Origin of the sequence: Clostridium sp. cel8, assembly GCF_014050525.1 — a bacterium.
In the GTDB taxonomy this organism is placed as follows: domain Bacteria; phylum Bacillota; class Clostridia; order Clostridiales; family Clostridiaceae; genus Clostridium_B.
Genome location: NZ_JACGAG010000005.1, coordinates 67,223 through 81,518 on the forward strand (window position 1 = coordinate 67,223; position 14,296 = coordinate 81,518).

Consider the following 14,296-nt stretch of genomic DNA (forward strand, 5'->3'; position numbering starts at 1 on the left):
TATGATTTTATGTTAATTATATAATTCCTGCTGTGTGCGTAAGTGTAAATTTTTATTGACCGAACACCTTTTAAGAGGAAATCCAACTCTTTTTGTGGAATGATACTTAGGCATTGCCTAAGAACAGGAAGCAGAAAGGCGATTTCCACCTGTTTGACGCGGGTTCAATGATTTGCACTTACGGCATTGGCGGGTATTATTTAATTTATAAAATATTTAAAAATATTATATTAAGTAACCCAGGCTTAATTTTTTAGGGAGATGATAAAATTGGGTTATGCATATATTGTTTTAGCTGCTGTGATTTTCAGCACTATGGAGATTACAGCAAAACTTGCAGTAGGTTTAAATCCTATTCAGCTAAATTTTTTAAGATTCGTAATAGGAGGAATTATTCTTATTCCACCAACTGTTAAGGCGTTAAAGATGAAAGGTGTGAAATTGGGGAAAAAAGATTTGTATTATTTTTTGTGTACTGGATTTCTATGTGTTGTTGTGAGTATGTCATTTTTCCAACTTGCAATTACTTATACTAAGGCATCTATAGTTGCTATAATATTTAGTACAAACCCTGTGTTTACCGTAGTTTTGGCTTATTTCATATTGAAAGAAAAACTAAATAGAGGTACTGTAATATCAATAGTTTTAAGTCTTATAGGTATAGCTTGTATATTAGATCCATTTGCTTCAAGTTCAGGTATAATAGGAATAGTGCTTTCAATTATGGCAGCAATTACTTTTTCACTTTACAGTGTAGTTGGTAAGATGAGATCTGGAAGATATGGGAGCACAGCCTTAAATTGTATAACATTTTTAGTTGGCAGCTTTATTATGCTTGTAATTATATTAATAACTAAGCTTTCCGCAATTAGAAGCATGATAAATCCTGAAGGAAACTATAGTTTTATGTCAAATATACCTGTTTTTGCTGGAATAAACCATCAAAATATATTCCCTCTAATTTTTCTTGGAGTAGTAGTAACGGGGTTAGGTTATTTGTTTTATTTTCTGGCAATGGACGAAACATCTGCAACAATGGCGTCTGTAGTTTTCTTTATTAAACCTGCGCTGGCACCTATTTTAGCATTAATTATTTTAGGTGAGAAGATACCAATTAATACTATGGTAGGAATACTATTTATTTTAATAGGATCTTATTTTTCATTGACTGCAAAAGGGAAAGCTTACAAAGAAAATGTTGAAAAAGCTTAGAAAACAAGGCTAGCTCTTAATGAGTTAGCCTTATTTGTAATATATGTGTTCATTTTTAAATCTTGGATTTTATCTCTTCAATTGTTTCCTTAATTTCTGATTTTGAAATTCCTCCGGATTTTAAGGAGGATTCACTTTCTTTTAACAGTTTCTCATAAAAAGCTAAGGCATCTTCCACACATGCTCTATCATAATTGCTATCTTCTAGTATACAATAGGCTATATTATCAGCTTTGTCGTATTTCCCTTCACATGCATAATAATCTCTTATTTTATTTTCGAGGGAAATTGGAAGCTCATATTCCATTAGATTATCTATTAAAGTTTCTATATCATTAAAATAACTGCCAAGGGTATAGTGGTCACTTTTATTCATATAAGTATCTATAAATACATTCAAACATCTTTGATTTATGTAAAAAGCCTCATTTGATTTATTCTGTTTTTCTAAAACGTCGCCTTCTTCTTCTAGAAGTTTTGACATCATTATACACTTATCTGTATTTGGATTTCCATTTGTATTTATCATATCTAGTAGATTATCAGTAGTAAAGGAATTGAAAAATTTTATTCCCAATCTAAATATGTCTTTAAAGGCAGCATCTATTAATTCCATTGCATGTGTATAATTTTTACTGTCTTTTTGTTTTTTTATTTCATCTAAATAATTATTAAATCTTTTTATCAATTCGTTACTTAGACTTTGCTTTAACATTTTTAAACCATCCTTTCAACAAATATATACAGTTTAACATTTTTAAACATTTATTCAGCCACATTTATTATATAATAAATTTTCTATATTATATAGAAATAAATATATTATCTATTTTTATGAACAAATAGATATTAAGTTGTATATTTTATAATTAAATATACAAAATATAAATATGTATTGAATATAAATTTATATTGTGATATTATAGATACAACATATAGTTTTAAAAACTATGTATAATTATATTAGTAATTTATATTAGGAAGTGATTTATTTGGAAGGCGATTTAAAGTTTTACACAAGAGGAGAGGAAATTGCAAATTCAATAACCCATGGTATAGGAGCTGCACTATCTGTTGTGGCACTTGTACTTTTAATTGTATTTGCAGAAAAGAGAGGAGATAAATGGTATGTACTCAGTTATACTATTTATGGTATATCTCTTTTACTTCTTTATTTAGAATCAACCTTATATCATAGTATTACCAATATTAAGGTAAAAAAATTATTTAGAATATTTGACCATGCATCTATATACCTACTGATAGCAGGAACATATACTCCTTTTACTCTTACTGTTTTAAGACCTACAATTGGATGGAGGATATTTGCCATAATATGGACTCTTGCACTTGTAGGTATAATAATGAAAATATTTTGGATAGGAAAGTTTAATGTACTTTCAACTATGATATACATCTTTATGGGATGGTTAATAGTGTTTGCTATGAAGAGTCTTGTTATGCTTATTCCCACTGCAGGTATAGTACTTTTATTTGCAGGTGGAATTATTTACACACTGGGTGCTTTCTTATATCTATTTGATAAAATACCATATAATCATGCAATATGGCATATCTTTGTAATGGGAGGCAGTGTATGTCACTTCCTATGTATATTTATCTACCTTCTACCAACTAAGTAGAATATTAATGAGTTATTAGGCATTATTCCAATATATACTGGTAATGCCTTTTTATTATGTTGTTAAAAAATGAAAATTAGTATATACTAGTGTATATACAGTAGTATAGTATAAATATCATTTTAGAGGTGTAATTATGGATAGACCATCTTTAATTAGAGAAATTAATAAGTTGAAATTAGAAAGGGATGCCTGTATATTGGCTCACAATTATCAAAATCCAGAAATTCAAGATATAGCTGATATAGTTGGAGATTCTTTTGCACTTAGTAGAGCAGCAGCAGAATTAGAAAATAATGTATTAGTATTCTGTGGTGTTAGATTTATGGCAGAAAGCGCTAAAATATTGTCACCACAAAAAACTGTTTTACTTCCTGCAAAATATGCAGGATGCCCTTTGGCAGATTCTATAGATGAAAAACAACTTGAAATAGAGAAAAACAAACATCCAAATGCTAAGGTCGTATGTTATATCAATTCTTCTTCAAAAGTAAAGGCATTAAGTGATGTATGTTGTACATCTTCTAATGCAGTTGATGTTGTTAAGAGCGTTGATTCTCAGGAGGTTATATTTGTGCCAGATGAAAATCTTGCTTCTTATGTGGCAGAACAAGTTGAAGATAAGAAAATAATATCATGGCCAGGACATTGTATTACTCATGCTAGAATAACTATGGAGGATGTTTACAATATAAAAAAAGAACATCCAATGGCTAAAATGCTAGTTCATCCTGAAGTATCTGAAGAGATAAGATGTAGTGCGGACTTTGTTGGAAGCACATCAGAAATAATAAATTATGCAAAACAAAGTCAATGTAGTGAGTTTATAATAGGTACTGAAGTAGGAATTCTCCATAAAATGAAAAATGATAATCCAAATAAGAAGTTTTACTTATTGAGTAGGAGATTGGTATGTGAGAATATGAAAATGACTACTTTGGAAGATGTTTATAATTCTCTCATAAATATGGAAAATAAAATCACAATTCCAGAAGATATAAGAATAAAAGCACTTAATTCTTTAAATAGAATGCTTTCTGTTAAGCAGAAAGTAGTAAAATAGAAGGTGATTTAATTGAAAAGATATTTAGTTGAATATAATAGAGATTTTATTGTAAATAGTGATTACGATGTGATTATAGTTGGAGCTGGAATAGCAGGTCTTTATACGGCTTTGAATATTTCAAAGAATTTGAAAGTTTGTGTTCTTATAAAAAAAGATATTTTTGATTCGGATTCATATTTAGCACAAGGTGGAATTGCAGCTAGTATAGGTGATGATGATAGGCAGCTTCATATAGAAGATACTTTAAATGCAGGATGTTATATAAATGATAAAGAGGCAGTAAATACTCTTGTATATGAATCAGAAGAGGGAATAGATAGTTTAGTTAAGTTAGGTGTTAATTTTGATAAAGATTCTAAGGGAAATTTTTATAGATCTTTAGAAGGAAATCATTCAATTCCAAGAATACTACATGTAAATGGAGATGCTACAGGAAAGGGAATAATGGATGTTCTTATTAAAAGAGCAAGTGAAGCTCCTAATATAGAACTTATAACTAATGTTTTTGTTATAGACGTGGTAACTGATGATAAAAAAGTATGTACTGGTGTAACTGGATATTATAAAGGTAAATTTTTTTACTTTAAATCAAAATGTTGTGTTATAGCTTCAGGTGGAATTGGACAAATATTTTCTAAGACTACAAATATGGGAGTGCTTACAGGTGATGGTATTGCCATGGCAATAAGGGCTGGAGCTGAGCTTGAAAATATGCAGTATGTACAATTTCACCCTACGGCATTGTATTCAGATAATAATGAGGAAAGAATGTTTTTAATATCAGAGGCAGTTAGAGGAGAAGGGGCAGTACTTAGAAGAAAAAATAGAGAAAGATTTATGATGGACTATGACAGTAGAATGGAACTTGCACCAAGAGATATTGTAGCAAGAGCTATTAAAAGTGAAATGGAGAGGTACAATTTAAAATATGTGTACTTGGATGTAACAATGCATGATGAAGAATTTTTAAAAAATAGATTTAAAACTATATATAGTAAGTGCAATAAGCTTGGAATAGCAATAGATAAAAACTATATACCAGTAACTCCTGCACAACATTATTTTATGGGAGGCATAAAGGTAGATCTTTATGGAAGAACTAGTCTTAAAAATCTCTATGCTGTTGGTGAGTGTTCATGTACAGGAGTTCATGGCGCAAACAGGCTTGCAAGTAATTCTCTTATGGAAGCTGTAGTTTTTGGGAGAAGAGTTGCAGTTGATATTTCAAATATATGTCAAAATTATAAGTATGATGGTTTAGATAGTTTTTGTAGTAAAAATGATAACAAAGTGGGAAATTTAAAGTATAAAGCAAAATCACAGAATTTTAAGCTTTCTATGTTAAAGAAAAATATAAAAAATATAATGGAAAAAGATGTAGGTATAATAAGAACAGTTAATAAGCTTGAAGTGGCACTTGAAGCTCTTGAAAAACTAATGAATAATATGGAAAGTATAGAATCAATAAATGAGGATTATATAGAAATATATAATATGTGCCAAGTGTCTACATCTGTTATTTTAGCTGCTATTAATAGCAAAAGTTCTATAGGAAGCAATTATGTAAAGGAATATTGTAAGGCATTTGTTTAAAAGATGTAAGGTGGTGGAGATTTGAATTATTTAATAATTGATGAATTTATTAGAAGAGCACTTATAGAAGATATAAATTATGAAGATATTACTACAGATACTTTACTTAATGGAGATGAAATATCTAAAGGCAATTTAATTGCAAAAGATGCAGGGGTAGTTTCAGGTATTGATGTAGCAAAGAGAGTATTTCAAATTTTAGACCCAAATGTTGTATTTACTGCTATGAAAAAAGATGGAGATACAGTGAAATCTGGAGATATAATTGCAAAGATATGTGGAAATTCAAAGTCCATATTAAAAGGTGAAAGAGTTGCTCTTAACATAATGCAGAGGATGAGCGGAATTGCAACTAAAACTCGAAATATAGTGAACTTAGTAAAAGATTATAATGTAAAAATAGTAGATACAAGAAAAACTCTTCCTGGATTCAGAATTTTGGACAAGTATTCTGTAACTTCAGGAGGAGGATACAATCATAGATTCGATTTATCTGATTTTGTAATGATTAAAGACAATCATATAAAAGCAGTAGGTTCAATAAGAGAAGCAGTAAAAAGAGTAAAGAATAAACTTCCCTTTACAGTTAAAATTGAAGTTGAGGTTGAAAGCTTAAAACAGCTAGAAGAAGCAGTTTCTACTGAAGCTGATGTTATAATGCTTGATAATATGGATATAGACACCATGAAAAAAGCGGTTAAGTTTATAGATGGAAGATTTAAAGTAGAGGCATCTGGAAACATAAACGAGAAAAATGTAAAAAGTGTGGCATCTACAGGAATAGATTTTATATCTATTGGGTGTCTTACTCATTCTGTTAAAGCACTTGATATAAGTCTCAAATTTTATTAAAGTTTAAGGGCTGTAGTAGTAAAAATTAATGCTACAGCTCTTAAACTTATGTTAAAAAGTTTTATTTTGCATTTATATATTTTGTATCTGCATAATTATTTATTATTATAGTTCTATTATCTAGAGCAGCTGTTAAAAAGAAAGTTAAAAGACACACTAACCATTCCATGAATATAACATGTGGAAATATCCTAAATGAAGGTACAAGCTCCCAAATAAATAATACTACTATACCTGCAAGAGTTGTGAAGAAGGCTGAACTTCTTTTGCAAAGTTTTGGAGCAAATATAGTAAATAGAAATATAATTGTAAATGCAGTGGAAAGACTTAAGCCTATTAATATTGTTTTTAATATACCTGACATAGATAGAGCCATGATAAAAGTAAGTACTCCAATAACTACTACAAAGAATTTAGTCATTACAGTAAGTTTTTTATCTTTTATATTTGGATTTATAGATTTTTTATAAACGTCATTTGTAAACATTGTAGATGCAGCAATTAAAAGATTGCATGCAGTAGATACATCTGCTGCCCATAGAGCAGCAAGAGTTATTCCAGCTGCAACTGGATTTAAAGATAATATCATTTTAGGTAAAGCTAAAGTTGCACTCATGTTTGGAAAGGAAACTTTAGCTGCCATGCCAATTATTGCACATAAAAATCCTATTGGAATCATAAGAAGTCCACCTATTACAAAAGCTCTCCTTGCCACTTTAGGATCTTTAGCTGCAAAGGTTAATTGAACAGGACCCTGCATTGACATGATTTGAGTTGTCATAACTATGATCCAGCTAAGTATAACCCATATACCTATTCCTTTTATTGGACTGAAATATGGTATATTATGAGGAAGACTCATTTTTATGTTGTGCATACCACCTGTTGAAGCTACAGCAAGTATAGTACATAATATAATTCCCGTATATTTAAGTGGTACATTGAACAAGTTGCATAATCCTGCTGACCACATACCACCTATAAATGTTATTCCAATAAATACGCAGGCACTAACAAGCATACCAGTTTTCAGCGTAAATATATCAGGTAAAAGTGAGGAAAGTATAGCACCGCCTGCTATATACTGAAGAGATACAATTACTATTAATATTATTATTTGGGATATAACACAGATAAGTCGTCCTTTTTCATCGTAGAATTTTCCAAATAGTTCTGGAACTGTAGACACATTAAATTCTCTGTATTTAGATGCAAGTGCAAGTCCCATGATTATGGCACCAAATCCCCAAGCTACATTATACCATCCAGCAGAAAGTCCAACATTATAAGCTTGTTCAGCAACACCTATAGTAGAGGCACCTCCAATTGCAAGTCCTATTAATGAGCATGTTACAAGAGGAGTGGTGAGCTCTCTTCCAGCTAAAGTATAACTTTCTCCTCCTTTAGATGATCTTTTTTTGGCAAAAAAGCTTATTAGAAAAAGTAAAGATATATACAGTATAATTATGATTAAAGATGTATTCATTTTATAAATTCCTCCATTTCAAAAATTTTTACTCTAGAGTACTCATGTAAATTTAATATATAAAGACATAAAAAAAAGCCCCTGGCCAAGGGACGAAATAGTCGTGGTACCACCCTAATTGAACAAATAAATTTGTAAAGCAAAAAAGGTACCTAATTTAAAGGGACGAATAACCGTGGTACCACCCTAATTTAGAAACAAATTTATTGTTCTTCTCTTTCTCTTAACGCGAGTTAAACGGCTCAGCCTACTTATTAGTTCAGCCTGCGGTTCAGGAATGTATTTCATAAGTAGAATTTATAGATTCTACTGTTTCTATATTTACATGTACAATTCAAAAAATGAGAAAAATATAGAAACAAGCATATCAAACAGTTTACACCAACCACTGTTTCTCTTTGTGATATACCTAATTACTTCTTTCCGTCTTAACCTTTATATAATTAATATCCTTTATGTGATTCGTATTATAGTACCATATTATAATTTAAAATATTAATGAAATCAATATATGTTATATAAGATTAGATTAAAATAGGCTTTGTTTACTAATAATATCTACTTATTGTTAAATATTACGATTTATTTTAATATGAATATTTAATAAAAAATAACTTTTACCTTTCTATATGTTCTTATTGTATATGTTATAATATAATTCATTAAAGAAATAAATGTGTAACATATTTATTAATAGTTAGTAGGTGATCTAATTTGAATATTTCGTTTTTAGGAGGAGCTCGTGAAGTTGGGGGAAGTTGTATTCTCTTGAAAATTAATAATAAAAACATACTCCTTGATTGTGGAATAAGACAAGGAGCATCTAAAGATCCTATTCCTGATTTTAAAATTATTCAGGAAAGTGGTGGTATAGATGCAATAATTGTAAGTCATGCACATATGGATCATATAGGATGTTTACCAATAATAAGTAAGGAGTATCCAGCTGCAAGGATATACACAAATGTTATGACGAAAGATCTTATGAAAGTATTACTTTATGACAGCCTTAAGATAATGAATAATAGGGAAGAGGAAATTCCACTTTATGCAGAATCTGATGTTAAAGCTATGCTTAATCGTGTATTTCCAATTAATTATATGGTTGAATTTCCAATGTTTGAAGGCATAAAATTGTGCTTTTATACAGCAGGTCATATAGCAGGAGCTTCTTGTGTATACATAAAATCTCCTGAAGGATCATTGTTTTATTCAGGTGACTTTTCAGTATTCTCACAAAAAACAGTAGAAGGCCTTAAAATTCCTAAATTAAGACCAGATGTAGGAATTTTTGAAACAACTTATGGAGATAGACTTCATTCAAATAGAGAAGTAGAAGAACAAAAACTTGTAGATATAATAGAAGAATGTGTTTCAAGTGGAGGAAAGATGCTTATTCCAGCTTTTGCACTTGGAAGAGCTCAGGAAGTAATACTTATAATAAAAAGAGCAATGAATAAGGGAATAATAAAAAATACAAAAGTATATGTTGATGGTATGATAAGGGATATAGCTAGAGTATATAAATTGAATCCATTATATCTTAAAAACTCATTAGGAAAGAAAATATTGAGGGGAATAGAACCTTTTTATGATGACAACATAATTCCAGTGGAAAATAGGGCTATGAGAGAAAAAATACTTGAAGATAAAGATAGTTGCGTAATAATTTCAAGCTCAGGTATGCTTACAGGTGGTTTTAGTCAGTATTATGCAGAAAAATTAGCACCTTGTGAAGATTCATATATAGTTATAACTGGTTATCAAGACGAAGAGTCCCCTGGAAGAAAGCTTTTAAACCTTTTAGAAGATGAAGATAAGACTTTGGAATTGAATGGTAGAATAATACCAGTAAAGTGTAAAGTAGCAAAAGTTGGACTTTCAGCACATAGTGATAAAGGTGAAATAAAATCTTTGATAAAGATGCTTTCACCTAAAGATATATTTATGATTCATGGAAATGAGGATGTAATTCAGTCTTTTTCCAAAGAAATTGCTTCAGAATCAAGATCAAGAGTGTATTCTCCAAAGTGTGGAGAAAGTTATTCTATTAATGTAAACAGACCAAGGAAACAATTGAGCAGGCATATAGGAAAAACAATGAAAGGAAATACATTAAATGAGATTGATGTAAAAAAACTATGGGAATTTGTAATGGATAATTATGGACAAAAAAATTTTACTGTAGAAGAACTTGCTTTTATATGGACTGGTAATGAGGGTTTTACTAGAGATATTGATAAAAATTCTAATGATTTTCTAATAGAAAGTATGATGCATTTTCAACATAGTCTTGTTGAGTCTGTTTATTTTGAAAATGATGTAAGACGACTGTTTTTGTTTAAGCCTAAATTAAAAAAAGAAGTGGAAGAATTGCTTAAACCACATGAATTAAAACCAAATGAATTAAATGATATTGTGAATAAATATTTTTCAAGTTTTAATTTCAAAAAAGCAAGCTTAATATATAAAGAAAAAAAGATTGTGCTTAATTTTGATTTTCCATTAGTAGTTGATGATAAAATATATGAAGTTATAGAGGAATTTAAAAGAGATGTAGAATGGAATGTTGAAATTTCAAATACAACAAATATAAATGAAGTGTCTGTAATTGTAAATGAAATGCTTAAAAATGCAGATATAAAGAAAATTTCATATAGATTAAATGAAAGAACAGTTAAAGTTATTTTGAATTCATATTTTGATGTACCAAGTCACATAACAGATGAATTTTTAAAGCGTACAGGGCTTTTTATGTCCATTGAATATTCAAATAGATCCATTAACAACAAAGGTGAAACTCCTATATTAAGTAAGGGAAAAAATAACTCTGCTATGGAGCAAAATGCAGCTTTAAGTGTTATAGACAATGAGTTTAAAGATAAAAAATTTAAGCCTTATAAAAAAAGCATAAAGTCATGTAATGGTGAAAAATATATAGAGCTTAGCTTTATAACTAATGTAATAGGCAGAAAATATATTAAAGAAATAGAAAAACTTTCAGAAAAAACAGGTTGGGATATAAAGATATCTGATAGTGCAAATCAAAATGATATAATAAATATATTAAAGAGTATTTGTAACATGCATAACATAGAGTTGAAAAAAAATCCATCTTTTATGATAGATACATTGACAGCAGGTATAAAACTTGAAAAATCCTATCCAGAGGAAAAGATTAATATTGTAAAAGATGAATTTGAATGTAAAACTGGATGTACTTTGGTGGTTGATGTGAAATAAATTCAGGGCATGAGAAGAATATCTGCTATAGAATCTCTGTATGAAGTGTTTTCGTCAAAAATAATACATATTAGAGATTTAATAGCTGATATTCTATTTTGAATTTTTACTTTGTATATTTTGTATATTTAGATATAATAAGTTAAATTAAATTATTGTTTTGTAAAATTAGAATTATATAGCATATTTCATCATCATTTATTGTTATGTCATATTCATTTTCTAGTTGAGTTATTTCTTTTCTGATTTTTATGAATTGTAGTTTGTTTTTAATTTTAAAATCATATGTATTCTCAAATTTAACATATTTTTTTGTATGCATCTATCTAACATACACTCCATGTGTACAATTAAGTCTACAAAGTAATCTTTTGAGTTATTATCATATTTTAAATCCAAATTTTTAATGAATTTTCTTATATTTATCACTGCAAGTTTTGGATTTATGAATTTAACGTATTCTTCTAGCATTTCTTTTGAAATTTCATATATACTTTTAGTATCATTTAAATTTGGTACAATCGTATTTATGTTCATATCTAAAAATTTTATGAATTGATTTTTAAATCCAGTATCTAAAAGTTTATTTATTGGGAAATAAGGAATATTTATTTTAGGATGTATAGTTCCTATGCAAGCTATTAAATCATATTTTTTAGTTAATTCAGATATAGTTTTATCAAGATTTATGTAAGTAGTAGTTATAATAGTTACTTCATTTTTATATTTGTCAGGAATTAAAGAATATAATAACTTTTTAGCTACCATACTTGATCCTTTTCCAGTAGCACATAGAGTAAGGATTGCTTTACCCTTTTTTGTTAATATCTCTTTATTAACATTTTTGAAATTATTAGAAAGTATATTGTAAATATTATCTATAGAATCTTCTTTATATAAAACTTGTCTAAGACTTTCAATTACTAAAAGTGTAGATACATTATCTATAACTTTTATTTTTATTCCAGTTTCATTCATTATTCTTTCACCAAAATCCTTTAATGAACCCATATCAACTAATAATAATATTCCCTTTTTTTTATTTAAGGCAATTGCTGTAGATTTAACTTTAATATATGTTTCTTCTATTTTAGCATCTAATGGCATATCTATGCCTTTAACTAAATCTGTATTCAAAAGACTGTTTGCAACATTAGCCATACTTTTAGCTGTAGAATTTCCATGACATATTACAATAATACCAATGGTATCTTTTGTATTGTATTTATGAGTGTTGTTGCCCAATAATATACTTAAAAAACCCTTTTCATTTTCAGGAATTGATACTGCAAATTTTTTATTAATGATATCTGCAATTTTTTTAGAAACTGCAAATTCATTAGTATAATCACCTTTTACTTTAATCATATTGGGACTTTCTATTTTTTTATTTTCATTTAATCTATTTAATAAAGCGTTTATATGAAATGCAAATGCAAATATAAATTCGTTTTTAAATTTGACATTTAGCATCTCTTGGGCAATGACTATGGATTCTTGAGATACGTCTACAACTTCTCTAGGTAATAGTTTATATAATTGTTGTATATTTAATCTATTTTCTTTAAAATTGTTTATTATATTTTTAAATTTATCTTCTATGATTGAATTAATTTTTAAGTTAATTTGTTGTTTGTTAAGATGTTTGCCCTTTAAATGCTCTAATTCACTATCAATTATATTGTATATGTTTATATTTAAGTTATCTGGATGATATATTTTTCTATTTTCTGGAGATATAATTAAATTATCATTAAATATATCAAGGTAATTCTTTGTTTCTTTAGGCAAACTGTTATATGAAAATATGCAGTTCCTAATTTCTTCATTTAGCATTTTAAATTCAATAAAAAGTGGAGTGTTATTTTGTAAATATCTCAAGTAAGCTTTTGCACATAAAAGTTTTATTTCAGATTTTAATTGTCCAATATTACCACTTTTGAAATCATATATTGATAGAACTTTTAAAACTTCTGGAGAAACAGATATTTTCATATTTAATTTCACTGATTCAAAATAAAATAAACTTTCTACAAATTCAACTCTTTCATCTATTTTTTTATTTCTGAGAGGAGGTAGAGTTATTGTAACTGGAATTCTTCTTAAAAATGTAGGTAAAAGTATACTATCAGGTTCTTCGGTGGTAGCAGCTATTACTAAAATATTACTCTTGCGTTTTTGAGATTCACCTAATTTATGATATTCATTTTTATCCATTAGGTAGAATAACATTTCTTGACCATCAGGAGGTAATCTATGAACTTCGTCTAAAAATAGGATACCTCCATTAGCTTTTTCTACTAAACCCACTTTATCTTGATCAGCGCCTGTGAAGGCACCCTTTATGTGACCAAATAATTCTGACATTAATAGTTGAGGATTGTTGAAATAGTCGGAACAATTAAATGATACAAAAGGGAAATCTTTTCCTTTTGATTCTTGAAAAAGTTTACCATATTGATACATAGCATAAGCAAAAGTAGTTTTGCCGACACCACTTTCACCTAAAAGTAATGTGTGAAGTCCATTTGGTGGATACATAATAGCAGCTTTGGCTTGTCCTATTTCGTTTTTTAAGCTGCTATCATGACCAAGTAAAGACTGGAAAGGGTCTTTATCTTTATTTTTATAAGATTTTATTAATTCTTTAAACTCATCTAATGAATATTGATTTTTCACAGTAGAACTATCGCCTAATAAATTTTCAATGGCATATCGTGGAATAAATTTTACAGGTCTAGTATTTATTTTTATTAACTTATTGTTTTTCCATAATTGATTTAATATAGTACTTGCATTATTTCTTATAATATTTAAAGAATTTTCTATTTCTCTAGCTGATATTCCCAATGTATCTTTATTTATATTATTTATAATATAATTATAGCTAACTGTATTTGTAATATAATTCCAAACTAAATCTATCTTTTTCATAATATCACCTACTACTTAAATTGTTATTGGATTATAGGATTTAATTATGTTTTCAATTTATATGATAAAACATTTTATAAAAAATTGTAATACACTAAATAAAATATTAAGTATTTTAATAGATATTAATTTAATATTTAAAATCAAATATTTCATATATATAAAATTATTAGTGCATTAATTAAATTATAAAATAATGCACTAATACATTCTATTGTTACAGTAATATTTTATTTTATAGCTAATGTATTGTTTTAAAGGGTTTTA

At 28.1% G+C, this 14,296-nt stretch carries 9 protein-coding genes and 1 other RNA gene; 7 read left to right on the forward strand and 3 right to left on the reverse strand.

All coding sequences use genetic code 11. From position 1 onward, the window contains the following. Positions 1-21: 21 nt before the first annotated feature. A non-coding RNA gene (ssrS, locus tag H2684_RS06435) (6S RNA) lies at positions 22-200 on the forward strand. Between the two features lie 70 nt (positions 201-270). Beyond that, entirely contained in the window at positions 271-1,212 is a 942-nt protein-coding gene (locus H2684_RS06440; RefSeq protein WP_182088575.1) for a DMT family transporter, read from the forward strand. A 55-nt stretch (positions 1,213-1,267) separates the two neighbouring features. Here H2684_RS06440 and H2684_RS06445 read toward each other — a convergent pair whose 3' ends face one another. Continuing rightward, entirely contained in the window at positions 1,268-1,927 is a 660-nt protein-coding gene (locus H2684_RS06445) for a DUF6483 family protein (RefSeq protein ID WP_182088576.1), read from the reverse strand. Positions 1,928-2,204: 277 nt separating this feature from the next. Between H2684_RS06445 and H2684_RS06450 the strand changes: the two genes are divergently transcribed. From H2684_RS06450 to nadC, 4 genes are all read left to right on the forward strand, one after another. Next, positions 2,205-2,855: a hemolysin III family protein gene (locus H2684_RS06450; protein ID WP_182088577.1), complete on the forward strand. Its 651-nt coding sequence runs from the start codon at positions 2,205-2,207 to the stop codon at positions 2,853-2,855. Positions 2,856-2,991: 136 nt separating this feature from the next. Further along, the gene (gene nadA, locus H2684_RS06455) at positions 2,992-3,918 is read left to right on the forward strand and encodes a quinolinate synthase NadA (RefSeq protein WP_182088578.1); all 927 of its coding nucleotides are present in this window, start codon (positions 2,992-2,994) and stop codon (positions 3,916-3,918) included. 12 nt (positions 3,919-3,930) lie between these two features. After that, entirely contained in the window at positions 3,931-5,514 is a 1,584-nt protein-coding gene (locus H2684_RS06460; protein ID WP_182088579.1) for an L-aspartate oxidase, read from the forward strand. Positions 5,515-5,535: 21 nt separating this feature from the next. After that, a complete protein-coding gene (nadC, locus tag H2684_RS06465; RefSeq protein WP_182088580.1) occupies positions 5,536-6,366 on the forward strand; it encodes a carboxylating nicotinate-nucleotide diphosphorylase in 831 nt (276 codons plus the stop codon). Between the two features lie 61 nt (positions 6,367-6,427). On the opposite strand, the gene H2684_RS06470 is transcribed toward nadC, so the two are convergent. After that, on the reverse strand, positions 6,428-7,852 hold the full coding sequence (locus H2684_RS06470; RefSeq protein WP_182088581.1) for a sodium:solute symporter family protein: 1,425 nt from the start codon (positions 7,850-7,852) through the stop codon (positions 6,428-6,430). A gap of 714 nt (positions 7,853-8,566) precedes the next feature. On the opposite strand from H2684_RS06470, the gene H2684_RS06475 reads away from it, so the two are divergent. After that, the gene (locus H2684_RS06475; protein WP_182088582.1) at positions 8,567-11,095 is read left to right on the forward strand and encodes an MBL fold metallo-hydrolase; all 2,529 of its coding nucleotides are present in this window, start codon (positions 8,567-8,569) and stop codon (positions 11,093-11,095) included. A 249-nt stretch (positions 11,096-11,344) separates the two neighbouring features. Here H2684_RS06475 and H2684_RS06485 read toward each other — a convergent pair whose 3' ends face one another. Next, positions 11,345-14,029 carry a sigma-54-dependent transcriptional regulator gene (locus tag H2684_RS06485; RefSeq protein WP_182088584.1) on the reverse strand — a complete coding sequence of 895 codons (2,685 nt, stop codon included), beginning with the start codon at positions 14,027-14,029 and terminating at the stop codon, positions 11,345-11,347. Between the last annotated feature and the right edge of the window lie 267 nt (positions 14,030-14,296).